25 protein-coding genes are annotated in these 26,755 nt (G+C 68.1%); 10 read left to right on the top strand and 15 right to left on the bottom strand.

Annotated features, from left to right (window positions below):
- The first annotated feature begins 1 nt into the window (after position 1).
- The 6 genes from sdhA (at position 2) to AB0L70_RS16275 (ending at position 7,617) form a co-directional block, all read left to right on the top strand.
- Entirely contained in the window at positions 2 to 1,744 is a 1,743-nt protein-coding gene (gene sdhA, locus AB0L70_RS16300) for a succinate dehydrogenase flavoprotein subunit (RefSeq protein WP_363684600.1), read from the top strand.
- Positions 1,744 to 2,448 carry a succinate dehydrogenase iron-sulfur subunit gene (locus tag AB0L70_RS16295; protein ID WP_363684598.1) on the top strand — a complete coding sequence of 235 codons (705 nt, stop codon included), beginning with the start codon at positions 1,744 to 1,746 and terminating at the stop codon, positions 2,446 to 2,448. Before sdhA ends, AB0L70_RS16295 begins: the two co-directional genes overlap by 1 nt.
- Before the next feature lie 196 nt (positions 2,449 to 2,644).
- A complete protein-coding gene (locus AB0L70_RS16290; RefSeq protein WP_363684596.1) occupies positions 2,645 to 3,124 on the top strand; it encodes a hypothetical protein in 480 nt (159 codons plus the stop codon).
- A gap of 138 nt (positions 3,125 to 3,262) precedes the next feature.
- On the top strand, positions 3,263 to 5,755 hold the full coding sequence (locus AB0L70_RS16285; protein WP_363684594.1) for an ice-binding family protein: 2,493 nt from the start codon (positions 3,263 to 3,265) through the stop codon (positions 5,753 to 5,755).
- Positions 5,752 to 6,324, top strand: a complete 573-nt coding sequence (locus tag AB0L70_RS16280; RefSeq protein WP_363684592.1) for an LPXTG cell wall anchor domain-containing protein — start codon at positions 5,752 to 5,754, stop codon at positions 6,322 to 6,324. The genes AB0L70_RS16285 and AB0L70_RS16280 overlap by 4 nt, the downstream gene beginning before the upstream one ends.
- 129 nt (positions 6,325 to 6,453) lie before the next feature.
- The gene (locus AB0L70_RS16275) at positions 6,454 to 7,617 is read left to right on the top strand and encodes a hypothetical protein (protein ID WP_363684590.1); all 1,164 of its coding nucleotides are present in this window, start codon (positions 6,454 to 6,456) and stop codon (positions 7,615 to 7,617) included.
- Between the two features lie 10 nt (positions 7,618 to 7,627).
- On the opposite strand, the gene AB0L70_RS16270 is transcribed toward AB0L70_RS16275, so the two are convergent.
- Both AB0L70_RS16270 and AB0L70_RS16265 read right to left on the bottom strand, forming a co-directional pair.
- The gene (locus tag AB0L70_RS16270) at positions 7,628 to 8,014 is read right to left on the bottom strand and encodes a DUF2000 domain-containing protein (protein WP_363684588.1); all 387 of its coding nucleotides are present in this window, start codon (positions 8,012 to 8,014) and stop codon (positions 7,628 to 7,630) included.
- Between the two features lie 85 nt (positions 8,015 to 8,099).
- A complete protein-coding gene (locus AB0L70_RS16265; RefSeq protein WP_363684586.1) occupies positions 8,100 to 8,930 on the bottom strand; it encodes a M55 family metallopeptidase in 831 nt (276 codons plus the stop codon).
- A gap of 22 nt (positions 8,931 to 8,952) precedes the next feature.
- Between AB0L70_RS16265 and AB0L70_RS16260 the strand changes: the two genes are divergently transcribed.
- Entirely contained in the window at positions 8,953 to 9,744 is a 792-nt protein-coding gene (locus AB0L70_RS16260) for an AraC family transcriptional regulator (protein WP_363684584.1), read from the top strand.
- On the opposite strand, the gene AB0L70_RS16255 is transcribed toward AB0L70_RS16260, so the two are convergent.
- The 8 genes from AB0L70_RS16255 to AB0L70_RS16220 form a co-directional block, all read right to left on the bottom strand.
- Positions 9,716 to 9,952, bottom strand: a complete 237-nt coding sequence (locus tag AB0L70_RS16255) for a hypothetical protein (protein WP_363684582.1) — start codon at positions 9,950 to 9,952, stop codon at positions 9,716 to 9,718. The two genes, AB0L70_RS16260 and AB0L70_RS16255, sit on opposite strands and share 29 nt — an antisense overlap.
- Positions 9,953 to 10,099: 147 nt before the next feature.
- On the bottom strand, positions 10,100 to 12,856 hold the full coding sequence (locus tag AB0L70_RS16250; protein WP_363684580.1) for an AAA family ATPase: 2,757 nt from the start codon (positions 12,854 to 12,856) through the stop codon (positions 10,100 to 10,102).
- A gap of 227 nt (positions 12,857 to 13,083) precedes the next feature.
- Complete coding sequence (locus AB0L70_RS16245; RefSeq protein WP_363684578.1) at positions 13,084 to 14,619, bottom strand: amino acid permease; 1,536 nt, start codon at positions 14,617 to 14,619, stop codon at positions 13,084 to 13,086.
- 72 nt (positions 14,620 to 14,691) lie between these two features.
- Complete coding sequence (locus AB0L70_RS16240) at positions 14,692 to 15,411, bottom strand: FCD domain-containing protein (protein WP_363684576.1); 720 nt, start codon at positions 15,409 to 15,411, stop codon at positions 14,692 to 14,694.
- Positions 15,412 to 15,420: 9 nt separating this feature from the next.
- Complete coding sequence (locus AB0L70_RS16235; protein ID WP_363684574.1) at positions 15,421 to 16,197, bottom strand: 3-oxoacyl-ACP reductase; 777 nt, start codon at positions 16,195 to 16,197, stop codon at positions 15,421 to 15,423.
- Entirely contained in the window at positions 16,198 to 17,544 is a 1,347-nt protein-coding gene (locus tag AB0L70_RS16230) for an aldehyde dehydrogenase family protein (RefSeq protein WP_363684572.1), read from the bottom strand.
- The gene (locus AB0L70_RS16225; RefSeq protein WP_363684570.1) at positions 17,541 to 18,248 is read right to left on the bottom strand and encodes a gamma-glutamyl-gamma-aminobutyrate hydrolase family protein; all 708 of its coding nucleotides are present in this window, start codon (positions 18,246 to 18,248) and stop codon (positions 17,541 to 17,543) included. The genes AB0L70_RS16230 and AB0L70_RS16225 overlap by 4 nt, the downstream gene beginning before the upstream one ends.
- Positions 18,229 to 19,590 carry a glutamine synthetase family protein gene (locus AB0L70_RS16220; RefSeq protein WP_363684568.1) on the bottom strand — a complete coding sequence of 454 codons (1,362 nt, stop codon included), beginning with the start codon at positions 19,588 to 19,590 and terminating at the stop codon, positions 18,229 to 18,231. Before AB0L70_RS16220 ends, AB0L70_RS16225 begins: the two co-directional genes overlap by 20 nt.
- Positions 19,591 to 19,777: 187 nt before the next feature.
- On the opposite strand from AB0L70_RS16220, the gene AB0L70_RS16215 reads away from it, so the two are divergent.
- Both AB0L70_RS16215 and AB0L70_RS16210 read left to right on the top strand, forming a co-directional pair.
- On the top strand, positions 19,778 to 20,752 hold the full coding sequence (locus AB0L70_RS16215) for a zinc metalloprotease (protein WP_363684566.1): 975 nt from the start codon (positions 19,778 to 19,780) through the stop codon (positions 20,750 to 20,752).
- A 55-nt stretch (positions 20,753 to 20,807) separates the two neighbouring features.
- Positions 20,808 to 21,935: a D-alanyl-D-alanine carboxypeptidase gene (locus tag AB0L70_RS16210; RefSeq protein WP_363684564.1), complete on the top strand. Its 1,128-nt coding sequence runs from the start codon at positions 20,808 to 20,810 to the stop codon at positions 21,933 to 21,935.
- Here the strand turns inward: AB0L70_RS16210 and AB0L70_RS16205 are convergent.
- The 3 genes from AB0L70_RS16205 to trpS are packed head-to-tail and all read right to left on the bottom strand — an operon-like array spanning position 21,932 to position 24,638.
- Positions 21,932 to 23,011, bottom strand: coding sequence for a YihY/virulence factor BrkB family protein (locus AB0L70_RS16205; RefSeq protein ID WP_363684562.1), 1,080 nt, complete (start codon positions 23,009 to 23,011; stop codon positions 21,932 to 21,934). The two genes, AB0L70_RS16210 and AB0L70_RS16205, sit on opposite strands and share 4 nt — an antisense overlap.
- Before the next feature lie 44 nt (positions 23,012 to 23,055).
- Positions 23,056 to 23,568: a 2'-5' RNA ligase family protein gene (locus AB0L70_RS16200; RefSeq protein ID WP_363684560.1), complete on the bottom strand. Its 513-nt coding sequence runs from the start codon at positions 23,566 to 23,568 to the stop codon at positions 23,056 to 23,058.
- Positions 23,569 to 23,576: 8 nt separating this feature from the next.
- Positions 23,577 to 24,638 carry a tryptophan--tRNA ligase gene (trpS, locus tag AB0L70_RS16195; RefSeq protein ID WP_363684558.1) on the bottom strand — a complete coding sequence of 354 codons (1,062 nt, stop codon included), beginning with the start codon at positions 24,636 to 24,638 and terminating at the stop codon, positions 23,577 to 23,579.
- Positions 24,639 to 24,711: 73 nt separating this feature from the next.
- On the opposite strand from trpS, the gene AB0L70_RS16190 reads away from it, so the two are divergent.
- Positions 24,712 to 25,257, top strand: coding sequence for an alpha/beta hydrolase (locus AB0L70_RS16190; RefSeq protein ID WP_363684556.1), 546 nt, complete (start codon positions 24,712 to 24,714; stop codon positions 25,255 to 25,257).
- 1 nt (position 25,258) lies between these two features.
- Here AB0L70_RS16190 and AB0L70_RS16185 read toward each other — a convergent pair whose 3' ends face one another.
- Both AB0L70_RS16185 and AB0L70_RS16180 read right to left on the bottom strand, forming a co-directional pair.
- A complete protein-coding gene (locus AB0L70_RS16185; protein WP_363684554.1) occupies positions 25,259 to 25,660 on the bottom strand; it encodes a hypothetical protein in 402 nt (133 codons plus the stop codon).
- A 54-nt stretch (positions 25,661 to 25,714) separates the two neighbouring features.
- Positions 25,715 to 26,734, bottom strand: a complete 1,020-nt coding sequence (locus tag AB0L70_RS16180; RefSeq protein WP_363684552.1) for an iron-siderophore ABC transporter substrate-binding protein — start codon at positions 26,732 to 26,734, stop codon at positions 25,715 to 25,717.
- Between the last annotated feature and the right edge of the window lie 21 nt (positions 26,735 to 26,755).

Genomic DNA, 26,755 nt, shown 5'->3' with positions numbered 1-26,755 from the left:
AATGCAACAGCACCAGTACGACGTCATCATCGTCGGCGCGGGTGGAGCGGGTATGCGCGCCGCCCTCGAGTCGAGCAAGCGGACCCGGACCGCGGTGCTGACCAAGCTCTATCCGACCCGGTCGCACACCGGCGCGGCCCAGGGCGGCATGTGCGCCGCGCTGGCGAACGTCGAGGAGGACAACTGGGAGTGGCACACCTTCGACACGGTCAAGGGTGGTGACTTCCTGGTCGACCAGGACGCGGCCGAGGTGATGTGCCGCGAGGCCGTCGACGCGGTCCTCGACCTGGAGAAGATGGGCCTGCCGTTCAACCGGACCGCCGAGGGCAAGATCGACCAGCGGTTCTTCGGCGGACACACCCGTAACCACGGCGAGGCCGTCGTACGCCGGTCCTGCTTCGCGGCCGACCGGACCGGCCACATGATCCTGCAGACGCTGTACCAGCAGTGCATCAAGCAGAACGTCGAGTTCTTCAACGAGTACTACGTTCTCGACCTGCTGATGACCGACGGCAAGGCCAGTGGTGTGGTCGCCTACGAGCTGGCCACCGGTGAGCTGCACGTGTTCTCGGCCAAGTCGGTGATCTTCGCCTCCGGCGGTTTCGGCAAGGTCTTCCGGACGACGTCCAACGCGCACACGCTGACCGGCGACGGGATGGGCATCGTCTGGCGCAAGGGCCTGCCGCTGGAGGACATGGAGTTCTTCCAGTTCCACCCGACCGGCCTGGCGGGTCTCGGCGTACTGCTGTCCGAGGCCGCCCGTGGTGAGGGCGGGATCCTGCGGAACAAGGACAACGAGCGGTTCATGGAGCGGTACGCCCCGACCGTGAAGGACCTCGCACCGCGGGACATGGTCGCCCGCGCGATGGCGAACGAGGTTCGCGAGGGTCGCGGCTGCGGTCCGGACGGCGCGTACGTGATGCTCGACCTGACCCACCTGGAGCCCGCGCACATCGACGCGAAGCTGCCGGACATCACCGAGTTCGCGCGGACGTACCTGGGCGTGGAGCCGTACACCGAGCAGATCCCGGTGTTCCCGACCGCGCACTACGCGATGGGCGGCATTCCGACCAACATCAAGGGCGAGGCGCTGGCCGACAACGACAACGTGATCCCCGGCCTGTACGCCGCCGGCGAGGTCGCCTGCGTCTCCGTGCACGGCGCGAACCGGCTGGGCACGAACTCGCTGCTCGACATCAACGTCTTCGGCCGGCGCGCCGGGATCGCGGCGGCGGAGTACGCCGAGACCGCGGACTTCGAGGAGCTCCCGGCCGACCCGCAGGCGTACGTCGTCGACCTGGTCGAGGGACTGCGCAACTCCCCCGGCGAGGAGCGGATCGCGGCGATTCGGTTCGACCTGCAGGCGACGATGGACCTGAACGCGCAGGTGTACCGGACCGAGGGTTCGCTGAAGCAGGCGCTGGTCGACATCGAGGCGCTCAAGCTCCGCTTCGCCCAGGTCGGCGTACAGGACAAGGGCAAGCGTTTCAACACCGATCTGCTCGAGGCGGTCGAGCTGGGCTTCCTGCTGGACCTGGCCGAGGTGCTCGTGGTGTCGGCGCTGGCCCGCAAGGAGTCCCGCGGCGGTCACTTCCGCGAGGACTACGCCACCCGTGACGACGTGAACTTCATGCGGCACACGATGGCGTATCGCGAGATCGATGCCGAAGGCAACGTCAATATCCGGCTCGACTACAAACCGGTCATCCAGACCCGGTACAAGCCGATGGAGCGCAAGTACTGATGGACGTCAAGGTCAAGATCCTCCGGTACAACCCCGAGGTCCTCGACGAGGCCGAGTGGAAGACGTACTCCGTCACCCTGCAGCCGACCGACCGGGTCCTGGACGCGCTGCACAAGATCAAGTGGGAGCAGGACGGCACGCTGACGTTCCGGCGGTCCTGCGCGCACGGGGTCTGCGGCTCGGACGCGATGCGGATCAACGGCCGCAACCGGCTCGCCTGCAAGACGCTGATCAAGGATTTGAACCCGCACAAGGAGATCACCGTCGAGCCGATCAAGGGCCTCGCGGTGCTCAAGGACCTGGTCGTCGACATGGACCCGTTCTTCGAGGCGTACCGCTCGGTGATGCCGTTCCTGGTCACCAGCGGCCACGAGCCGACCCGGGAGCGGATCCAGTCCCCGGAGGACCGGGCCCGGTTCGACGACACCACCAAGTGCATCCTCTGCGCCGCCTGTACGACGTCCTGCCCGGTGTTCTGGTCCGACGGCCAGTACTTCGGCCCGCAGGCGATCGTCGGCGCGCACCGGTTCATCTTCGACAGCCGCGACGAGGGCACCGAGCAGCGGCTGGAGATCCTGAACGACAAGGAAGGCGTCTGGCGCTGCCGGACCACGTTCAACTGCACGGACGCCTGCCCGCGCGGTATCGAGGTCACCAAGGCGATCCAGGAAGTGAAGCGCGCCCTGATCTTCCGCCGCGTCTGAGCGTTGCCGTCCTGTTTCGTTGTCCACGACAACGAAGTTTGCTGTATCACGGTTGAAAGGTTTCTGCGTACTTTTCCGTACAATCCGGAGTCGAGGTGTTACGTTCGGTGTGGTAGCCCCCGTCTGGGGGGCGGTCCCTGCGGTGAATCGCGTTGTGGCTGCGTGCCAAATGCACATCAATCACGGGGAGGCCGTCATGGCCGGTACGAACTCACGCCGCAAGAAACGCATCATCATCACTCTCCTGGCAGTGCTCAGCCTGACCGGCGCCGGCGTCGCGTTCGCGTACTGGACGTCGACCGGTACCGGATCTGGCGCAGCGTCGACCGGTACGAGTACCGCGCTCACCATCACCAGCGAGGACGCTGTCGGCACCATTGCCCCGGGCAACGCCGGCCAGACAGTCGGCTTCACCGTCACCAACCCTGGACCCGGCGTTCAGTCTCTGACGAATGTGACGGTCACGATGGCCGGGCCTACCGGGACCGCCTGGGTGCCGCCCACGGGTTGTCTGATCGCTGACTACACCGCCGCCGTCACCACCGCACCCGTCGCCGGAGCCATTCCCGTCGGCGAAAGTAGGACAGGCACGGCAACGGTGACACTCGCGAACACCGGCCTCAACCAGGATGCGTGCAAGAACGCAGCGGTCCCGCTGTACTTCGTCGCTTCCTGACCCTCTGGAGCGCACCTCCGGGTGGGTTGCCGTCACGCGGCTCGCCCGGAGGTGTCCGGCCGAACGATTCTGCTCTGACGCGGCGACGTATCCCCGTCGCTGCTGCCACGCAAGGCAACAGATTGCCGATGTACCACCATGAGCACACCCAGGATGCGCGCCCACGGCAAGCATCATGCCACCCGTGCCAGCACCCGACATCCGGCGTTCGTCCTGCTCGTCGTCGTCGTGGCGATCCTGACCGCAACAGCATCAGCATCCGCGTACTGGTCCTCGTCCGGCTCGACGTCCACGACCGCGATGACAGGCACCCTGGCACCGCCTGCCACCGTGACCGTGCCTGACACCGCGGCCTCGGATGTTCCGCTCAGCTGGGCGCGCGGGAGCGGTGGCGTGGATCCAGCCGGTTACTACGTCATCCGGCAGATCGGTACTACGACCGCGGCGGCCTGCGCCAGCAGCCCCACCGCGCTCATCGGCGCCACCACCTGCATCGACGCCGGCGTCCCGGACGGGCAGTACATGTACGTCGTCATCGCCGTCTACGCATCCTGGACCGCTCGCAGCGCACCCTCCGAGTCCGTGACGGTCGTCAACGCTGCCATCCTCGCGTTCGTCACCCAGCCCTCGGACACCACCGCCGATCTGTCGATCACGCCGCCTGTGACCGTCGCCCTCCGAACAGCCGCCGGCGACGCCTTTCCGGCGTCTGGAGTCGTGGTGACGATCGCGATCGGCACCAACCCGGCGAACGGGACCCTCAGCGGTGCGATCACAGCGACGACCGGCTCCGACGGAGTTGCCACCTTCGCCGGCCTGTCGATCGACCAGCCCGGCACCGGATACACCTTGATCGCCACGAGCCCTGGCTTGGCTGCGGCGTCCAGCGCCCCCTTCGTGGTGTCCGCGCCGCTGTTCCTCGGCGCCGCCCACACCTATTCGGTGCTAGCGGCAACCGCTGTGGTGAACACCGGTCCGACGGTCGTCAGCGGTGACCTCGGGGTGAGTCCCGGCACGTCGATCAGCGGATTCGGCCCAGGCGTCGTCGGCGGACAGATCCATGCCGGCGACACCCATGCCGCCAACGCGCAAACCGCCCTGAACAGTGCCTACAACGAGCTGGCGGCGAGGCCGGCGAGCGTCGAAATCACACTGGACCTCGGGGGCACCACCTTGACGCCGGGCGTCTACCACAGCACCGCCGCACTCGCCGTGACCGGCACCTTGACCCTGAACGCCGAAGGCGACGCGAACGCGGTCTTCATCTTCCAGACCGGCGCCGCCTTCAACACCGCCGCAGCCAGCCACGTCACCCTGACCAACGGCGCACAAGCCGCCAACGTCTTCTGGGTCGTCGGCGGCGCGGTGACCACTGGCGCGAACTCGTTCCTGTCCGGCACCATCCTGGCCCAAGGCGCCATCACCCTCGGAGCGAGCACCGCACTGATCGGACGAGCCCTCTCCCGCGACGCCGTCACCCTGGCCGGAGACCTCATTCGCTTCACCGACGCACCTGCCCCCACCATCACCATCGACGGCGGCGGTACGGCGGTCACCAAAGACACCACGCCCACCTTGACCGGTACCAGCAACGCAGCCGCCGGGAGCCCCGTCACCGTGACGCTACCCGGACAGACACTCTCCACGACCCTCGCCTCGAACGGCACCTGGACCGTGACCAGTACCGCCCTCGCGGCGGGTTCCTACAACGTCGTGGCCAAGGTCCGCGACCCCTCGGGCAACGGCACCGGCGCCGTCCAGACGCTGACCGTGGAGGTCAACCCCGCCATCGTGTCCCTCGGTTCCGCGGCAACCTACTCGGTGCTGGCAGCGACCGCTGTGGTCAACGACGGCAGCACGCATCTGAGTGGTGATCTCGGCGTCAGCCCGGCCGATCAGATCAGCGGATTCCCGCCAGGGACTCTCGACGGCACGACACATGCCGGCGATTCCGCCGCCGCCGCGGCCCAGGACGCCCTGGGCGCAGCTCTGCTGGACGGCTCCTCGCGCGTCCTTCACACCGAGATCGTCGGGGATCTGGGTGGCCGGACCTTCCACATCGGCGTACATCACAGCACCGCCGCGCTTGCGGTGACCGGCACCGTCACCCTGGACGGTGAAGGCAACCCGAACGCGGTCTTCATCTTCCAGACCGGCGCCGCCTTCAACACCGCCGCAGCCAGCCACGTCACCCTGACCAACGGCGCACAAGCCGCCAACGTCTTCTGGGTCGTCGGCGGCGCCGCGAACACCGGCGCGAACTCGTTCCTGTCCGGCACCATCCTGGCCCAGGGCGCCATCACCCTCGGAGCGAGCACCGCACTGGTCGGACGGGCCCTCTCCCGCGACGCCGTCACCATCGCAGCCGGGACGCTCACAGGCGTCCAGCCCGCACCAGCCGCTCCCAGGCCGTTCGCGCGCAGCCCTCAACCCACACCCACCGCCCCCGAATCACCCACCCCGAGCCCGCAATCCACACCCGTCACGCCCGAATCACCCACCCCCAGCACCGAACCCACACCCACCGTCCGCGAAACCACCACCCCAAGCCCTCAGCCCACCCCTGCCGGCCCCCTGACGACCACACCCGGCACCGAACCCGGCCGAGCAGACGAGGCGGCGACTCGATGACCTGCGACCAACTGCCGAACACCGGTATCGGCGCTGCCGCCGGCCTGATCTTGATCATCGCGGCCGTCTGCCTCGCTTTGGGCACGATCCTGCTGGTGTTGTCCCGGCGCCGGAAAGGCGCTCCTACAGCCCTGGTGATCCTGTTGGTCGCGGGCGCTGCCGTCGCCCTGACCCCCGGAACACCCGCACAGGCAGCGGACTCGGACTGTGTCACGGGCAACAATTCGCTGACCATCACCCAGACCTCAACCATGCAAGGCCTCGCGCCGGAGGTCGCGCCCGTGGCTGTCACCGGCCTCGTCGTGAACAACAGCACCGACAGCACCTACATCACTGCGGTCGACGTGGAGATCGTCTCCGTCACCCGCCGGCCCGGGTCACCGCCCGGGACCTGCGATGCCAGTGACTACGTGCTCCTCGACACCCGAATGCCCGTCGAGCGAACGCTCGGGCCCGGAGGGTCGACATCCTTCGCCGGAGCATCCATCGGTTTCCACAACAAGACCACCAACCAGGACTCCTGCCGGAACGCCACCATCTCGCTGCTCTACACCGCCAACCCCCACTGAGCGTCAAGTGCATCCGCTGCGCCGCGGGTACGACGTCGTGCCCGGACTGGTCTCCGGCGACGGTAAAGTACTGCCTGCCGCGCTAGGCGTCCGACCTCCGCGTGTGACCGGTCGCTATCAGGGGGTGAAGTGGAACGCCTGCGCGAGATCTACGACGACTACTTCCGCGACGCGGTCGAGTGGTTGTCGCGGCATCGTGGCCGGCGCCGGTTCCGGCCGCTGATCATCGTCGGTGTCGCGGCCGCCGCGCTGTCCGTCGTACTCGCGTCGGTCCTCTGGATCACCGAGCGGGCCGGGTCCGGGCGGCCGCCGATCGCCTACACGCCCGCGGCGGCTCCGAAGGACGGCCACACAGTGGTGAACGCGGAGGACGCGCAGGTGCGGTCGATCGCGATGGTGACCAAGGACCGCTGGGCGGCCGGCTGGTCCGACTGCGCCAAGGAGCCCGGCTGCCGGTACTCGGCGGTGATCGACCGGGACGGCGACAAGGCCGTCGCGCCGGAGTGGCCGGTGCCGTACGTGACGCTGCGGACCGGGAGCGAGGCGATCGCGGTGGCTCCCCCGCCGGAGGGCACGCTGACCGGCGACGCGACCCTGCTGTTCCGGTTGACCTTCGACGGCCCGGTGACGTCGAAACTGCGACCCGTCGGGTCGACCACGACGTTCGAGAACGGTGAGATCCTCACCGATCGGATCGTGCCGGGCGCGATCGTCGTCGTGAACCTCGACGACTCCACCGTCCGGATGCTGCAGACCCCCGGCACCCGGTCGCCGGTCTGCGACCTGACCGGCCGGTGCTGGCTCCTGACCGGAGTCGGCCGGACCGACATCGTCTGGACCGACGACGGCGGTGAGTCGTGGGACTCGGCAACGCTGGACGAGAAGAACCAGCGCGGGCGGCTCACGGTCAGCCCGGACGGCCGCACCCTCGTCACCACCGCGGTCGACATCGGCGACTCGTTCGAGACGGTCGCAACGATGCGGATCTCGACCGATCGCGGCTTGCACTGGACGACGGTCGAACACCCGCCGTGGCGCCTGAACGCGGCCCCGGTCGCCTTCAACGACGGGACCGCGGTCGTCCTCGGCAGCCGGGACGGCGCCCGAACTCCGCAGCTCTACCGCATCGCCGAGGGCTCGGCGCACCCGGATCGCGGCTCACCGGGCATGCTCACGAACCTGACCACGAACGCCGAACTCCTCTACAGCCCGCAAACCTCCGGCCGCCATGCCACCCAGGTCGCAACCAGCGGCGACCACGGCGCCACCTGGGACTACTTCGTCCCGCGGTGATCCCGGACGCTCACGGGTGTTTGGCGGCGCCCTTGAGGACCTTGTCGACGGCGTTCTTGGGGCCGTAGAGGGCGATCCCGACCAGGTCGAGCTCACTCGTCGCAACCGCCTTCACGGCCGCGCGGTTGTCCCGGTCATTGCCGGTGGCAAACAACTCCTGGGTGAACACCGCGCACTCGAGCTCACGCTTCACGGCTCGCTCGTGCGCCACCGCCATGAACTCCTTGCTGCCCTCGAACACCATCACCGGCTGCCGGAACATCGGCAGGTAGCGGGTCCCGTCCGCATCCTCGTACGGCTCCCCGACGACCTCCGCGTGCGTCCCCGCAATCCCACTCACCAGAAACGCGGTCACGTTGAGTCGCTGCCAGCTGGCCAGGTCATCCCGCAACAGCACAGCGATCTTCGTATCAAATCTGATCGGCTCGTTATCCACAGCTCACAACTCTGCCCTCGGACCAGGGGGCGAGTCTTGTACGTTCTTAACAGTATGGAGCGTTCGAGGTGATGGCGGTGGCTACGCGGAGGTAGAGGTTGAAGAGGCGGTAGAGGTGGAGCATTTCGCCTTCGACGGTGACTGTGCGGTCGTCGCGGCGAGTTACGCCGGGGATGGCGGTTAGGTGGGAGGCCACCGAGGCTGATTGCCAGCGGACGGCGAGGGTGCGGGTGGCCGGGGCGTCGGCGGTGAGGCCGGGGAGGGCTCGGAGGGATTCGGTGGCGGTCGTCTCGATGGTGGACTGGGCCTGGGCGACCGGGACGAGTTGGGCGGCGAAGCGGTCCTTGGCGTACTTGACCGCGACGGTGGCGACGGTCGGGTCCCACGCCTTCATCTCGGCGCAGGCGGTGTCGTCGCCGGTGAGCAGCGCGACGGGTACGCCGTACGCCGTCGAGGCGGCGTGGAAGAGGCCGATCTCGCCGGTGGCCTCGTCGTCGAGCCAGATGTCCTCGATCTCGTGCCCCATGAAGCTGTGACTCAGTACGCCGAGAACGCCGGCCCGGGCGTGGAATCCGACACACAGGACCGCGTCGTACTCGGGTGTCAGGCCCTCCATCATGCCCATCGGCTTCGGGCGGCCCTTGATCAGCGTGGCGCGGGGGTCGAGCAGGTCGGGGAGGAGGTTGCGCATCGGGCCGTGGGCGTCGTTGACCATGACCGCGGTCGCGCCGGCCGCGTAGGCACCGCAGACGGCGGCGTTCACGTCCTCGGTCATCAGCACCCGGCCGCGTTCGTAGTCCCGGCCCGGGGGCTGGACGTCCTCCGCGTCGACCAGTCCAGTGACGCCTTCCATATCCGCGCTGATGTAGATCTTCACGACACGAGCGTATGTTCTAACTGTGAGCGGCAGCGCTGAGGTCCGGGCGTGGCGGCCCAGCCTGAGCGGGGTCGTCGAGGTCCTGCACGCCCACTTCCCGTCCCACGTGTATCCGAGCCACACACACGACGCCTGGACCGTCCTGATCGTCGACGAGGGCGCGGTCCGCTACGACCTGGACCACCGCGAACACGGCCTGGCCCAGGCCCAGGTCTCGTTGCTCCCGCCGCACGTCCCGCACGACGGCCGGTCGGTCCGGCCCGAGGGCTTCCGCAAGCGCGTGCTCTACCTCGAGCCCCAGCGCCTCGGCGACAACCTGATCGGCGCGGCCGTCGACCAGCCCGAGTACGTCGACCCGCTGCTCAGGCACCGGATCCACCAGTTGCACGGGGTCCTCGTTGACGGTCTGGAGGACCTGGAGGCGCAGAGCCGCCTGACGCTGATCGAGGAGCGACTGAAGCAGCACCTCAGTCGGCACACGATCGGTCCGGTGAACCGGCCGGATCCAAGCGTCGCTTCGCACCTACGCGATCTACTGGACGCCAATGTGTCGGCCGGGATCACCCTGGACCAAGCGGCTCAACGTGTGCACGCCCATCCGGCCCACCTGGTCCGGGCGTTCAGCCGTGAGTTCGGGATGCCGCCGCACCGGTATCTGACCGGGCGACGGGTCGATCTGGCCCGGCGGTACCTACTCGACGGGTACCCGGCCGCCGAGGTGGCGACGCTGGCCGGGTTCTACGACCAGTCCCACCTGAATCGGCACTTCCGCAAGATGCTCGGGGTCACGCCGACGAGTTTTGTGAAGCGTTGACCCGGGCCGACTTGTAGGCACGGACACCCCAGGTGCCGAGCAGCGCCGCGATCAGCAGGTTGACGATGATCAGGATCGTGTGGGCGACGTAGTACCCGGTCGGCCGGCCGCTGTCGTCGACGAGTGCCTTGATGAAGCGGAGGTACGTGACGACGTTCCAGACCGCGATGGCGAGCAGGATCAGGGCGTGCTTGCGTTCGAGCTTCACCCCTTCATTGTGACCAACGGGGCGGCCGCGCCTCACTCGGCCGCCCCGTTGAGGGGTGGTCACGTGAATGAGACTTGTCGATGCGGGATCCGAGGGCAACGGATACAAAGCTACTGACGGGTCACTACAAGGGTTTCCCTGCGTCACTCAGGGGCTTGGGCGGTCGACCGTCCGCAACAGCTGGGTCCGGTTGGCGACGCCGAACCGGCGGTAGAGGCGGGTGAGCTGGGACTCGACCGCCTTGACCGAGAGGTACAGCGCGGCGGCGATCTCGCGGTTGGTCGAGCCGTCGCGGACCATCGCGACGATCTGCTGCTCGTTGTCGGTCAACTCCGACGGCTGCCTGCTGCGGCTCGGTACGTCGAGCCTGGCCAGCTCGGTCTCGGCCACCTCGCGCCAGGCGGGAGCGCCGTACGCCTCGAACTGCTCGATCGCGTCCAGGAACGCCGTCCGCGCGACCGAACGCCGACGCGCCTGCCGGGCGACCCGGCCGCGGGTGAGCTCGCAGCGGGCCAGGTCGAGCGGGTACACGCGGTCGCCCGCCGTGCTGATCGTTTCCTCCAGCAGATCCAGCGCCGCGGCCGGATCGCCCTGCTTGGCGATCAGGAGAGCCTCGGACCGGGCCAGCCCGACCCGCACGACCGCGCGGTCCAGCTTGTCCGCGCGGCTCCGGATATCGGCGATCAACGCCGCCGCGTCCTCCAACCGCCCGGCCGCGACCAGGGCCTCCGCGTAGTCCGCGTGCCACGGGATCACCGCCGGGTCGAACGGCATCGCCGCCTCGCCCGACTCCGCGATCGCGTCGAACGACTCGACCGCCCGCTGCGGATCACCGGTCAGTACGCCGATCAGCCCGCGCGAGGCCAACGCCGGTCCGGTCCATTCGTCGTTCCCGACCAGCTTGCAGCCTTCGAGCGCCGCGTCGGCCAACTGCCGGCCCATCTCCGCCGAACCGCCGACCCACTCCGCGCGGCTGGCGATGATCATGCCGACCTCGGCCTCTTCACCGATGTCCTGCATCAGCTGATAGCACTCGTGACCGGCCGCGAGCGCGTCCACGCCACGCCCGCTGCGCTCGTAGATCGCGGTCGCGGAGATCAGTACGGACGCCAACCACCGCATCGCGCCGTTGTCCCGGACCTCGTCGACCAATGCGCTGATGGAGGTGATCGCCTCCGCGGTCCGGCCGCGGAAGAGCTCCCGCATCGCCGCCATCTGACGCGCGTTCACCACGGTCTTGGTCAGCGGCAGGTCCCGCGCCAGCTCAGCGGCCTGCTGCAGCAGCGAATCCGCGGTCTGGTCGGCATCTCGAGCGATCTGCACCGAGCTGGCCGCGCTCAGCGCGTCGACCAACGCCTCGGTGTCACCGCATTCGCGGGCCAGCCGCTCGGCGATCCGCGCGTCCTCCTGCGCCTCGTCGAGCCGGCGGTCGAAGTACTCGCTGTGGCTGCGCAGGATCCGGACCCGCGCCTCGAGCTGCGGATCCCCGACCGACGCCTCGAACGCCTCGTCCAGCAACGCGACCCGATGATCCCGATCCGGCCACGCCGCATCCGCGAGCAGCAACAGCGCCGGCACCTTGGTCTCGGCCGTCGTCGCAGCCCGTACGGCGCTGTGCGCCATGTCGGCCGACTCCGCCAGATGCCCGGCGGCCGCCGCATCATCGGCGGCCCGGGTCAGGCGGCGGGCACGTTCGTCGGGCAGGGTGATCGGCGTACGCTCCGCCGCTAGCCGCCACAGCGTCGCGGCGGCACCAGGCGCACCCCGACCGGCGGCGACCGCGGCGGCGGCTTCGATCGTGGTGGCGAGCTCCGGGTCGGCCTCTTGGGTCGCGAGCGCTCGGTGGGTCGCGTTCTCCACCGGCTCGTCGACGACCGCGGCCAGCTGCGCGTGTGCCTGGCGGCGAGCCGCTGAGGTGGCTTCGGCGTACACGAACTCTCGGAGCAGCGGGTGCGTGAACCGCAACCGCTCAGCGGAGACGTCGATCAGCCCAAGGGCTTCCGCTTCGGCGAGCTCGGTGTCGATCGACCGATGCAAGGACTGCGTGAGCTGGGTCGTGGTCGGGCGCGGCGACGACGCCGCGTGCAGGAGCAGTTCGTGCGTGCCCGGCGTGAGGTCGGACAGGCGGTCGCCGAGCAAGGTCTTCAGGCGACTCGACACCGGCAGCGGATCGTTCGGCGAGACGCCTTGCGGATGCCGCAGTACGGCGCGACCGAGCTCGAGCGCCATGAACGGATTGCCGTCGCTCGCCGTGAAGATGCGCCGGGCCGTACGCACCGGGAGAGGGCTGGACAACCGCTGCCGGAGCAGGCCGAGTACGTCGGGCTCCGTGAGCGGCGGGACCTCCAGCTGAAGCACCGGCTCCGGGCACGCCTCCGCCATCACCGGCAGATCACCGTCGGCCACCTGCTCAGTGGCGAGCATGTGCACGCCTTCGGACAGCCGGCGAGCGCAGAACGTCAGCACTTCCAGGCTCGACGGGTCCACCCACTGGATGTCGTCCACTACGAGCAGGACCGGCCCGGTGGCGGCGAGGCGCCGTAATACATGAAGTACGGCGAGGCGCACCGCGAGCTCGTCACGCACAGTGTCCGGCGCGCTGGCCTTCAGGAGTGCGACCTCAAGCGGCTGACGGAGGTGGTCCGGCAGGACCTGCCAGGCGAGCTCGAGCTGGTTGGAGAGGAGGTCGAGGAGCGTGACGTACGGGAGACCGGCTTCGGACTGGGACGGGGCAGCACTGAGGACCCGGGCACCTGCGCGAGCCTGTTCCGCGACGAGCGCACGACCGAGGGCGGACTTGCCGATCCCGGTCGGACCGTAGAGCAGCACGCTTCCGCTGGTCTCGAGCTGCTTGTTCGCACGCTCGGCCAGCCCGGCTCGCCCTACCAACTCGTCGTCAGTCATCTATCTCCTCGAAGGATTACCTTCGCCGATTATCACAGTCAACGACCATCCGACACGGCGAGTGTCACATGAGGAAACTGTCTCGTCACCATCCTGTCACCCGTCGCTGCCCAGATATGAGCAGTCACGACGGCACGAAAGTGCCGGGGCACCGATGGCCCACCCGGTTGTACACAAAGGACACCGCTTGCCGCGCAAGTGCACGGCAAGCGGCTGAAATTCGTTGATCAGATCGAGTCGAGATCGCGTTCGATCGCGGCGAGTTCCTCCTCGGTGCCCTGGACCTTGGGACCGGTGAACCAGTGGCGAGCGGAGACGAACCAGTAGATCGCGGCGAAACCCAGCACGACCAGGACGGCGAGCGGGGTGTAGTTGAACGTGCTGCCGCTGACCGGACTGACCTGCGGGAGCATGAACAGAATCGTGATGAACACGACCCAGACGATCGCGATGATGCCGATCGGGCGGCTCCAGCGGCCGAGGTTCCACGGTCCGGGCTGGAAGCGGTCGCCCTGCAGCAACCGCAGCAGCGTCGGCAGCACGTAGGCGATGTAGAGGCCGATCACCGCGATCGAGGTCACCGCGGCGTACGCCGTCGCGTTCCACAGGTAGGGCAGGCCGAGGATGAAGGCGCCGCCGGCGGCCAGCCAGATCGCGTTGGTTGGTGTCCGGGTCTTCGGGTTGATCCGGTGCCAGAACGCGGACCCCGGCAGGGCGCCGTCGCGCGAGAACGCGTAGATCATCCGCGAGTTCGCGGTCACCGACGACATCCCGCAGAACAGCTGCGCGCCGATCACGACCAGCAGCAGGATCTTGGCCGTCACCGTGCCGACCGCGTCGATGAAGATCTGGGCCGGCGGTACGCCGATATCGCTGTCGAGGGCACCGTCGTAGCTCTGGATCGCGAAGGTCAGACCGATCAGCAGGACCCAGCCGGCGCCGAGTGACACCAGGATCGACATCACGATCCCGCGCGGACCGGACCGGGCGGCGTCGTGGGTCTCCTCGGTCATGTGGGCGGAGGCGTCGTACCCGGTCAGGGTGTACTGCGCGAGCAGCAGACCGAGCAGGGCCACGTAGAAGGTGGAACCCCAGCCGGTGTTGTTGACGAAGTGACCGAAGACGAAGCCGGCCGACTGGTGCTTGTCCGGGACGAAGACGAGCGCGCCGACGATGAACAGCACGCCGACGATGTGCCACCACACGCTGATGTCGTTGAGCCGCGCAACCAGCTTCACGCCGAACGAGTTCAGCAGGCCGTGCACGACCAGGATGATGCCGAACAGCAGGATGGTGTGACCGGGTGTGGTGCTGAAGCCGAACTGCAGGTCCAGGAACGCGTTCAGGAAGAAGGCCGCGCCGAAGTCGATGCCGGCGGTCACCGCGACCTGGCCGAGGAAGTTGAACCAGCCGGTGAACCAGGACCACGCGGCGCCGTTGGACGGGGCGAGTTTGGCGGACCAGTAGTACAGCCCGCCGGCGGTCGGATAGCTCGAGCACACCTCGGCCATCGCGAGGCCGACGAACAACGTCATCACGCCGACGATCGGCCAGCCCCAGATGATCATCACCGGGCCGCCGGTGTTCATGCCGAACCCGTACAGCGTCAGGCAGCCGGACAGGATCGAGATGATCGTGAAGGAGACCGCGAAGTTCGAGAAGCCGGACATGGTCCGGGACAGTTCCTGCGCGTACCCGAGTTGGTGCAGGCGTTTCTCGTCGTCGGTCTGGGTTGAGGGCTCAGCAGTCTCGTCCGTGCTCACCGGGGCCTCCTCAATGGTCCGCCTCTAGACCTTTGAGCAATTGAGACACGCGTCACATGTGGTGTCAAGCAATCAGGCGAGAAAGGCGCGGAGCAAAGCAGCAGTGCCGGAAAGGTGTTCGTGCATGGCTTGGCGGGCGTGCGTCGGATCTCCGGCGAGGATGGCTTCGACGATCGCTTGATGCTGGTCGTTGGAGTGCTCGATATTGCGTTCCAGGAGAGGGATTGCATCGAGGAGCTCGTTCAACCGCATCCGGACGTCGGCGGTCGCGGAAGTGAGGGATGGAGAGCCCGTCACCTCCGCGATCGCCAAGTGCAGGCGGGAGTCGAGTCGGCGGTAGTCCGTGAGTGTTGCGGTGGAGGTTTCGGACAGGCACCGGCGCAGATGCTCTTGTTCAGCAGCACTCAACTCACGAGACGCAGCAGCCTCCGCAGCTCCGGTCTCCAACGCAGAACGCAGTACGAGCGCGTCCTCCAACCCGTCGCCCAACTCCTGCGCCAACTTCTTCGCCGGCGTACGACGCGGCTTGGGCAACTGCTCGTTCACAAAAGTCCCGCCGTACCGCCCGCGCCGCGACTCGACGTACCCCGCCTCGGCCAGCGCGTGGATCGCCTCCCGGAGCGTGACCCGGCTGACGTTCAGCCGGGCGGCCAGATCGCGTTCGGACGGCAACCGATCGCCAGGCACGACGACACCGAGCTTGATTGCCTGCAGCAACCGCTCGACCGTCTCCTCGAACGGGTTCCCGGTCCGTACCGCCCGGAACACCGCGTCGTCCGCCTGGCCCACCATGAGCACAGACTAGATCGGAGTCACGTAGGCACCCGAGATTCCACCGTCGACGAGGAACGTGTTGGCGGTGATGAAGGAGGAGTCGTCACTGGCCAGGAACGCGACCGCGGCGGCGATCTCGTCGGGTTCACCGAAGCGGCCCATCGGGACGTGGACGAGCCGTCGCTGGGCCCGCTCCGGGTCCTTCGCGAACAGCTCGGTCAGCAGCGGCGTGTTCACCGGGCCCGGGCAGAGCGCGTTGACCCGGATCCCTTGCCGGGCGAATTCCACGCCCAGTTCGCGGCTCATCGCGAGTACGCCGCCCTTCGACGCGGAGTACGAGATCTGCGACGTGGCCGCACCCATCACCGCGACGAACGAGGCAGTGTTGATGATCGATCCCTTGCCCTGCCGTTGCATATAAGGGATCGCGGCCTTGCAGCACAGGTACACCGAGGTCAGGTTGACCTCCTGCACCTTCCGCCACGCCTCCAGCCCGGTGTCCAGGATCGACGCGTCGTCGGGCGGCGAGATGCCCGCGTTGTTGAACGCGATGTCCACGCTGCCGAAGCTGTCGAACGCCTGCTGGAACAGGTTCTCCACGCCGACCGGGTCGGTGACGTCGGTCGCGACGAACAGTCCACCGACCTCGTCCGCGGCGGCCTTGCCCGCGGCCGGGTCGAGATCACCGATCACGACCTTCGCTCCCTCGGCGGCAAGGCGCCGTACCGTGGCCAGGCCGATCCCGCTCGCGCCGCCGGTCACCACCGCGACCCGGCCCTCCAGCCGGTGTGCCTTGACGTCCATTCAGTCCTCCGTACTGATGAAGATGTTCTTGGTCTCGGTGAACGCGTCCAGCGCGTCCGGGCCGAGCTCGCGACCGAGCCCGGACTGCTTGTAGCCGCCGAACGGCGTCGAGTACCGCACCGACGAGTTCGAGTTGATCGACAGGTTGCCGGCCTCGACGCCGCGGCCGACCCGCAACGCGCGACCGACGTCCCGGGTCCAGATCGAGCCGGACAGCCCGTACTCGGAGTCGTTCGCGATCCGGACCGCGTCCGCCTCGTCCTCGAACGGGATTACTGCCACGACTGGCCCGAAGATCTCCTCCCGCACGGCCCGCTCACTCGCCGGTGCCAGCACGGTCGGCGGGAACCAGAATCCGGGACCGCTCGGCGCCGTGCCCTGGATCGCAGGATTGTCGACAAAGGACGCCACGGTCTCGAGCTGATCCCGAGAGATCAGCGGCCCCATCTCGGTGGCCGGATCGCTCGGGTCACCGACCTTGAAGTTCTTCACAGCCGGCTCGAGCAACTCCATGAACCGGTCGTACGCCGTCCGCTCGACCAGGATCCGCGACCGCGCACAGCAGTCCTGCCCGGCGTTGTCGAACACGCCGTACGGCGCCTGGGCCGCGGCCTTCCCCAGATCCGCATCGGCGAAGACCACGTTGGCCGACTTCCCACCGAGCTCTAGCGTCACCCGTTTCACCTGCTCGGCGCACCCGGCCATGATCTGCTTCCCGACCACCGTCGACCCGGTGAAGACCACCTTGCGTACGGCGGGATGCGTCACGAACCGCTGTCCGACCACGGTCCCCTTGCCCGGCACGACCTCGAACACCCCGGGCGGCAGACCCGCTTCCAGCGCGAGCTCACCCAACCGGATAGCGGTCAACGGGGTGAGCTCGGCCGGCTTCAACACCACTGTGTTGCCCGCGGCAAGGGCTGGAGCGAATCCCCAGCCGGCGATCGGCATCGGGAAGTTCCACGGCACGATCACGCCGACCACGCCGAGCGGTTCCTTGAAGGTCACATCGATGCCGCCGGCAACGGGAATCTGCTGGCCGAACAAGCGTTCCGGACTTGCGGAGTAATACGTCAGGACATCACGGACGTTGCCCGCCTCCCAGCGCGCGTTACCGATCGTGTGGCCCGAGTTCTCAACCTCCAGCGCAGCAAGGTTCTCCAGATCGGCGTCGACCGCGTCCGCAAATCGCCGCAGCAGCTTCCCACGATCCGCAGGAGTCACGTTTCGCCAGGTATCGAAGGCGGTTGCGGCCCGGCCGATCGCCGCATCCGTCGCGTCCTGGTCGGCCAGCGAGATCGTGCGGACCACTTTCTCAGTAGCCGGGTTGATCACGTCGTACGTCATGAGGCACTCCTGATCAGAGCCGTGAAGAGTCGTAGGTCGTCGGCGTTCTCCTCCGGGTGCCACTGCACACCGAGGGCGAAGTCGTGGCCCTCCACCTCGGCGGCCTCGATGGTTCCGTCGCCCGCACGGGCGGTGACGCGCAGGCTCGGCGCGACCACGTCGAGGGCCTGGTGGTGGTAGCACCGTCCGGTTGCACGGTCGCCGAGAATCTCTGCCGCCAGCGAGTCCGGCTCGGTCTTGACCTCGGTCGTCGCGAAGATCGCGGGCGCCGGGCGATGCTCGTCATTGGCAACGACTTCGGGCAGGTGCTGGTGCAGGGTGCCGCCCAGCGTGACGTTGAGGATCTGCAGACCACGGCACACCGCGAGCAGCGGAAGGTCCCGCTCAAGTGCGGCTTCGATCAGTACGCGCTCGTGCTCATCCCGGCCGGGCCGGGTGTCGACCGTCTCCGGATGCGGCACCGCGCTGTACGACCCGGGATCCACGTCGCATCCACCGGCCACGACCAGTCCGTCCAGGATCTCGAGGACACTCGGATCGGTGCCGACCGGCGGAAGCAGGAGTGGAACCCCTCCCGCTGCTACCACCGAATCCAGGTACACCTTCGGCAGCACGGCGGCCTCACGATTCCAGATCCCCCAGCTCACCGGCTCGAGGTACGTCGTGATGCCGATCCTCGGCCGCTTAGAGTCGTTCGAAACCACGGACCCGCTCCCAGTCGGTGACGGCGGCGTCGTACGCATCGAGCTCGACCCGCGCCGCGTTGGTGTAGTGATCGACCATCTCGTCGCCGAACGCCGTACGGGCGATCTTCGAGCCGGTGAACAGCGCGGACGCCTCACGCAGCGTGGACGGGACGTGATCCTTGTCGGACTCGTACGCGTTGCCCTCCAGCAGCGGCTCGAGTTCCAGTTCGTTCTCGATGCCGTGCAGGCCGGCGGCGATGATCGCGGCGACTGCGAGGTACGGATTCACGTCGCCGCCGGGGAGGCGGTTCTCGACCCGGAGCGAGTCGCCGTGTCCGACCACGCGAAGCGAGCACGTCCGGTTGTCCAGACCCCACGCGACCGCGGTCGGCGCGAAGCTGCCACGGACGAAACGCTTGTACGAGTTGATGTTCGGCGCGAGCAGATAGGTGAACTCGGGCAAGCAAGCGAGCTGCCCGGCGATGAATCGCTCCATCAGCTCGGAGAAGCCGTGCTCCCGGTCCCCCGCGAGGACGGCGTCACCGTCGTCGGCGCGGAAGCTCAGGTGGATGTGGCACGAGTTGCCCTCGCGTTCGTCGTACTTCGCCATGAAGGACAGGCTCTTGCCATGCTTGGCGGCGATCTCTTTCGCACCGGTCTTGTAGATCGAGTGGTTGTCGCAGGTGACCAGGGCCTCGTCGAACCGGAACGCGATCTCGTGCTGACCGAGGTTGCACTCGCCCTTGGCGGACTCGACGTACAAGCCGGCGCCGGTCATGCCGTTGCGGATGTCGCGCAACAGCGGCTCGATCCGGGCGGTGCCGAGGAGCGAGTAGTCGACGTTGTACTGGTTCGCCGGGGTGAGGTCGCGGTAGCGCTTGTCCCAGGCCGCCTCGAACGAGTCGTCGAAGACCATGAACTCGAGCTCGGTCCCGACGTACGCCTTCAGGCCGCGCTCGGCGAGCCGGTCGAGCTGGGCCCGCAGCACCTGCCGAGGCGAGGCCACCACCGGCGAGCCGTCCAGCCACTGCACGTCGCAGAGCACCATCGCGGTGGCTTCGAGCCACGGGATCAGCCGGAGCGTGTCCAGGTCGGGCGCCATCACCAGGTCGCCGTACCCACGCTCCCAGGACGACATCGCGTAGCCGTCGACGGTGTTCATGTCCACGTCGACCGCGAGCAGGTAGTTGCACCCCTCGGTCCCGTGCTTCAGCACCTCCTCCTGGAAGTACCGGGCCCCACACCGCTTGCCCTGCAACCGCCCCTGCATATCCGTGATGGCGACCAGCACGGTATCGATCTGACCCGCGTCGATCAGCGCCCGCAGGTCCCCCACAGTCAACTTCCCAGTGCTCGCCACGGCCACTCCCGGAGTCTATTGGTCTACGGCCAGTCCATTGACTCAAGCCTAACGGCGACTGTCAATGCGGCGCGGTGGTGCCGTGGCACCGTGCGGACAGTGAACGCCTAGGCACTGTGCGAGATCGCGGGCAAAATCGCCGGATTCGGCCGCACCGCCCAAGCGGCCCGATCCCGGAGGACGCACCATGCGATCTTTCATACCTTCCCCGCCCCACCGCCCCAGTCGTTTCATCACCCGCCCCCGCGCCTTGGCCGTTCTGCTGGCCGGTACGGCGCTCGCCTTCAGCCCACTCGGTGGCCAGGCAACCGCACAACTGCCCGCCGACCAGGCCGGCAATCCGTGTCTGACCCCGGCTGAGGGACCGGCCGCCCGTAGCGGCCACGGCGCGGACCACCGTGACCTGTCCACCGCCGAGCAGCAGTCGATCGAGGCCAAGACGGCCGCGATTCTCAAGGCGAAGGCAGCCCGCGGGCTCGCGCCCAAGGCCGGAAAGCTGGCCGCGGCGACCGTTCCGGTCTACATCCACGTGATGCGGAGCAGCTCCGGCGCCGGTGACGTGACCGCGACTCAGATCAACCAGCAGATCGCCGAGCTGAACCAGGACTTCGCCGGCGGCGAGTCGTCCGCGGCCGCGAACACCGGCTTCACGTTCACGCTGGCCGGCACGGACCGGTACAACAACAACACCTGGCACACCGACGGACAGAGCACGACGTACCGTTCACAAACCCGCAAGGGCGGCAAGAACGCGCTGAACATCTGGCTGGTCGACTTCAGCTACCTCGGCATCGCGACGTTCCCGTGGGACTACGCGAGCAACCCGAAGATCGACGGCATCCGGGTGCAGTACAGCTCGCTGCCGGGTGGTTCCGCGACCAACTTCAACCTCGGCAAGACCGCGTCCCACGAGGCCGGCCACTGGTTCGGGCTCTACCACACGTTCCAGGGTGGCTGCACGAGTACGAACGACTCCGTGAGCGACACGCCCGCCCAGAGCAGTGCCAGCAGCGGCTGCCCGACCGGCCGGAACTCGTGCTCGCTGCCGGGTGTGGACCCGATCCACAACTACATGGATTACTCCTACGACTCCTGCTACAACCAGTTCACTCCCGGTCAGAGCACGCGGATCAGCAACATGTGGACCGCCTACCGGGCGTGACGGGGACCCCGAGGCCAACTGGCGAGTGCCCCGCGGGCCGTCTAGGCTGCCGCCGATGCGTTTGCTTCTGACGGCCTGCGCGACCACCGCACTGGTGGCCTCCGGACCTCTGACAGCGACCGCCGCCGGTCTGGGCTCACAAAGCCCGGTCGGCGGCGACCTGCTGACCGCGAAGCCGACGGTCGTCGCCGACGGGGCGGCACCGCCGGCTGTCCAGGCATCGGCGTACGTCGTGGCCGACCTCGACACCGGCTCCGTCCTGGCCGCGAAGGCGCCGCACGCCAAGCTGCGGCCCGCGAGCACGCTCAAGACCCTGACAGCCCTGGTCCTGCTGCCTCGACTCAAGAAGACCGATCCAGTGGTCGGCTCGGACGCCGATGCGGGGATCATCGGCAGCAAGGTCGGGGTCTATCCCGGGCTGCACTACACGGTCGACCTGCTCTTCCAGGGCATGTTCCTGGCCTCCGGGAACGACGCCGTGCACGCACTCTGTGCACACGACCAGGGTGGTGTCCCGGCAACCATCCAGCGAATGAACCAGAAGGCCGCGGAGATCGGTGCGCGCGACACCCACGTCACCGACCCGACCGGCCTCGACGCCGACGGGCAGTTCTCCAGCGCCTACGACCTGGCGCTGTTCGCCCAGGCCGGTCTGGCCCGGCCGGACTTCGCCAAGTACGCGTCGACGAAGTTCACGAACTTCCCGAACGCCGGCAACAAGGGCACGTACCAGGTCGCGAACCAGAACAAGCTCCTGTTCAACTACACCGGTGCGCTCGGCGTGAAGACCGGCTACACCACGCTGGCCCGGAACACGTTCGTCGGCGCGGCCCGGCGGAACGGCCACACGCTGGTCGTGACGATGATGAACGCACCGCACGGCATCACCGAGGACGCCAGCAACCTGCTGACCTGGACGTTCAACAACTACGCCAAGCTCAGCCCGGTCGGCACCCTGGTCAAGCCCGCCGCCGCGCAAACGCCGAAGACCACCACCACGGACAAGAAGACCGAAACCGCCGGTACGCCGAAACCGCCACGCAGCCGCACGGTCCTCAGTCCCGGCCAGGCCGTCCAGTCCCTCGCGCTGCGCATCCCCACCTGGGCGTACGCCGCCCCGCCGGTCCTGCTCCTAGGACTCTTCCTCCGTCGGCCCCGCGGCCTGCGGCGCCGGCGACACTAGCGCCGGAACGAGCGAGCGGCCTTACCGAGCTGCGAGGCCATGAAGGCCGCAGTGAGACCGATGACAGCGCCTGCCGCGACAGCGACCGTGTCTGCTCTTCGCTGCGGCACCGGAATCACCTTGTAGCGCTTCCCCGGCGGCCCCGGCAGTAACGGCTCCTCCACGGACTGCTCCGGCGGCAGTGGCTCCTCCGCAATCCGGAGCCGGCCTTCCGGCGTGACCCGCGCCTGCGCATCCAGCCCGGCTTCCTTCGTCCACGCGGCGATCAGCATGATCACGCGCGTCATCAGGTAGATCCACACCAACAGCGCCAGCGGCAACGCCAAAGCGCCGTACGCCGCATTCGCACCGATCACGTGCTTCACGTACACGTTGCCGAGCCGCTGCGCGAGATAGAAGACGATGCCACCGGCCAGAGCGCCGATCAGCACGACCTTCCGCGGCGGGACGATCCGCGGCAGCGCGGTCTGCAGGTAGCCGAAGAGGACGGCACCGGCCGCGATGCCGACGACGATGCTGATCAGGTCCAGTCCCCAGCTGGCCAGCCAGGTCCCATCGAGGCCGATCCAGCCCACGATCCGCTCGGACAGGCCGGTCAGGATCGACGAGGCGCCGGTGGCGATCAGGCCGATCAGGCCCAGGCCGAGCAGCGCGCCCAGGTCGGTGACCTTCAGCTTGAACGTGTTGCCCGGTTCGTCGTCGAGCTCGTGCATCGACCGGATCGAGGCTCGCAGGGAGTCGATCCAGCCGAGGCCGGTGAGGAGCAGCGACACCCCGGACACCACGCCGATGGTGCCGGCGTTGGCGATCAGCGCATCGATGTCGATCTTGTCGCCGATCCCCGGCAGGTTCGACTGCAGGCCCTTCTTCAGCGCCTTGACCGCCGGGTCGCCGAGCAGCGGACCCGCGATCGCCGCAGCCAGCACGATCAGCGGGAACAACGAGAGGAACCCGAAGAAACTCGTTGCCCCGGCCAACCGGTTGCCCCGGCGGTTGCCGTACCGCTGCCAGGCGCGCCACACCTGCGTGCGGCTGAACCGCGCCCATATCGCCTTACCCCGTTGGATGATGCTCATGCCGCTCCTGTACCCGAGAGTCCGGAGGCTAGCCTTTCAGGGCGTCAGCCCTTCAGGGCGAAGGCACGCTGTGGTCGCCACACGCCGTCGGCGCCGTGTTCGTAGCGGCTGAAGGCGTCCACGTCGAAAGCACAGTCGTACTCGGACAGAGCGTCGTACGCACGGTCGAGTGCGTCCTTGTCCAGGTCGTGCGCGATCGTGACGTGCGGGTGGTACGGGAAGCGCAGCGCGACCTGCAGCGGGCCGGAGCGGACCTGCGACTGCAGCACCTCACACGACGAGATGCCCTCGGCCAGCGGGACGAACACGACCGGGGAGATCGGCCGGAACGTCGCCGTACCGCGCAGCCGGATCCGGAAGTTCGGGAACCGGGCCGCCACCTCGGTCAGGTGATCGTCGATCAGGCCCAGGTCCGCGTCGTCGATCTCGGTCGGCGGCAGCAGGGTCACGTGGGTCGGAATCGACGCGGCCATCGGATCGCCGAACTCGGCCCGGTACTTCTGCAGCTCCGTGCCGTAGGGTTCCGCGATCGGGATCGCGACACCGATCGTCGCCATCCGCGGCCCTACCGGCCCGATCCGAGGGCCGGTCCGGGCACGAAGCCCAGCCGGTCGTAGACCCGGGCCAGCGTCGGCTCGGTGACCGCACGGGCCCGCTCGGCGCCGGCGGCCAGGATCGCGTCCAGCTGCGCCGGGTCGTCCAGGTAGCCGAGCGTCTTCTCCCGGAACGGCGTGACGAACTCGACCACGACGTCGGCCAGGTCCTTCTTGAAGTCGCCGTACCCGCGACCGGCGTACTCGTCCTCGAGCTCGCTGATCTTCTTACCGGTCAGGGCCGAGTAGATCGTCAGCAGGTTGGCCACGCCGGCCTTGTTCTCCGGGTCGAAGACGACATCGCGGCCGGAGTCGGTGACGGCGGAGCGGATCTTCTTCGCGCTCACCTTCGGGTCGTCCAGCAGGTCGATGATGCCGGCCGGCGACGACGAGGACTTGCTCATCTTGGCGGTCGGGTCCTGCAGGTCGGAGATCTTCGCGGTCTCCTTGACGATGTACGCCTCGGGCAGCCGGAAGGTCTTGCCGAACCGGTGGTTGAACCGCTGGGCCAGGTCGCGGGTCAGCTCCAGGTGCTGGCGCTGGTCCTCGCCGACCGGGACGCGGTCGGCCTGGTAGATCAGGATGTCCGCGGCCTGCAGGATCGGGTACGTGAACAGGCCGACGGTGGCGCGGTCGGCGCCGCCCTTGGCGGACTTGTCCTTGAACTGCGTCATCCGGCTGGCCTCGCCGAACCCGGTGATACAGCCGAGCACCCAGCTCAGCTGGGCGTGCTCGGGCACGTGCGACTGGACGAACAGCGTCGACCGCTCCGGGTCGATCCCGGCCGCGAGCAGCTGTGCCACCGAGCGACGGGTCCGGTCCCGCAGTTGCTTCGGCTCGTACTCCACCGTGATCGCGTGCAGGTCGACGACGCAGTAGAACGCGTCGTGGTCGTCCTGCAGGGCCACCCACTGCCGCAACGCTCCGAGGTAGTTGCCGAAATGGAAGGAGTCCGCCGTCGGCTGGATCCCGGACAGCACCCGAGGGCGACGCTGGGAACCGGCTGCGGAGGGGTCAGACGCAGCGAGGGACATACCCCCGATTCTGCCAGCGTCCCGAGTTCGATCAGCACCCGGGCGGGTCCCCGGCCCTCATAGACTCCGCATTATGACTTCACGCACAGTGGTCGTGCTGCCCGGCGGCCAGAACGGCCCGACCGCGCCCCTGCTGATGTTCGCCTCCGACGCGGCCGAACAGCGGGGTGCCGCCGTCCTGCCGGTGTGGTGGGACGACCCCGGCCGCCCACCCACCCTCACCGAGCAGGAACGCGGCCCCTGGGTCCTGCCGCAGGCCACGAAAGCCGTGGCCGGCGCCACCGGTGACGTGCTGCTGATCGGCAAGTCCTTCGGGACCTACGGCTCGGTGCTGGCAGCCGAGCGAGGACTGCCGGCGGTCTGGCTCACCCCCGTGCTGACCAGCGAGTGGGTGGTGGACGGTCTGCGCCGGTCGACCGCGCCGTTCCTGCTGGTCGGCGGTACGGCGGACCCATTGTGGGACTCGGCTCTCGCGCGCGAGCTCACGCCGTACGTGTTCGAGAAGCCCGGGGCCGACCACGGGATGTATGTGCCGGGGCGGCTCGCGGCGTCGGCCGCCGTACTCGGTGAGGTTGCGACCGCGGTCGAGGACTTCCTGGATCAGGTGGTCTGGCGGTAGGTCACCAGGACCAGCCGCGGGAGGCCAGTTCCTGTTCTTCGTGCCAGCGCTTGGCTTCGTCCCGTTTGCGGTCGGCGTCGGCCGGCACGCCGGCCAGCCGGCAGGCCTCGTCGAGGAGATCGTCGTACGCCGCCTCGAGCGCCATCAACCGGTGTGCCTTGGCATACATCCGGGCCGACTCGACCCGGCGGATCTCCCCGGCCAGATGGCCGAGTCTGGTCTGCAAACGCAAGGTGTCAAAGGGATCCGGGTCAGGAACGGCGGGCCGGCGCAGGCGTGCGGTCACGCGCCGCGTCGACCGGCCGAGACGCCGGCGCCAACGTGACTGCGGCGGCTGCGGCAACAGGAGGTTGAGCAGCACACACAAGAAAAAGAACAGGAGCAGCAGAGCCACCCACTCCATCGGACCTCACCTCTGTCAACGAGCGTACGACCGCACGCGCGCCACGGCGAGGGGTTAAGCGTTGGTTGCAGGGTTCCCGTCGACGGCCGCGGCGAGTTTCGGGACCAGCTCGTCGAAGACGATCGGCAGGCTCAGCACCGAGACGAAGCTCGTCGCGCCGTACAGCTGATCGTCGTAGTTCTCCTCGACGAAGACGTCGCGCCCCTCGGTCCGCACCTTCAGGTTCTTGTACAGCGGGTCCGCCTTCAGCTTCGCCGTGCCGCCCTTGGTCGGGAACCAGACCAGCGCCTGCTGATCGAGCAGCGAGATCCGCTCGGCACTGACGTTGCCACCGAACTTGTCGCCGATCACCTTGTCCAGCCCGGTCGGCAGCGAGAAGCCGAAGTCGGTCAGCAGCCGCGACCGCGGGTCCTCGGTGCCGTAGATGAAGTACCCCTCGTACGGCGTCGCCATCAGTGCCGTTCTGCCTTTGAACTCAGGGTGATCCGTCCGCACCTTCTCGAACCGCTGCTCGATCCCCGACACCAGATCCTTGGCCTGCTGGGGTTTCCCGACCGCGGCACCCACCGTGGTGGCGACCTGCTGCCAGGACACCCCGTAGTCCGGGACGCCCTTCGGCTGCGCGACCGTCGGCGCGATCGCGGACAGCTTCTTGTAGTCGTCGGCGGTCATCCCGGAGTACAGCCCGACGATCAGATCCGGCCGGAGCGCGGCGATCTTCTCGAACTGGATGCCGTCCTTGTCGCTCAGCACCTGCGGCAGGGCGGCGTCGCCGAGCTTCTCCTTCGCCCAAGGGAACAACGCCCCCGGCTTCTCGCCGAACCACTCCGTCGTCGCCACCGGTACGACGCCCAGCGCGAGCAGGGCGTCCTGCTCGACCAGCCCGACCGCGACGACGCGCTGCGGCGCCGACTTCACCACGGTGTCGCCGTACTTGTTCGGGATCGTGGCCGGGAACACACCCTCAGCCGACGAGCCGGCCGCCGCCGGGGTGTCGTCAGAACCGCTGCCACAGGCGGTCAGGACGAGCAGGGGAACGACGAGCAGCGCGAGCAGACGCAGCGGGTGACGCATCGGAGCCTCACAAGTCACGAT

Source organism: Kribbella sp. NPDC051952, from assembly GCF_040680855.1.
Taxonomy (GTDB): domain Bacteria; phylum Actinomycetota; class Actinomycetes; order Propionibacteriales; family Kribbellaceae; genus Kribbella.
Note: the sequence above shows the minus strand (reverse complement) of the source record. Positions and strands in the feature narration are given on the sequence as shown.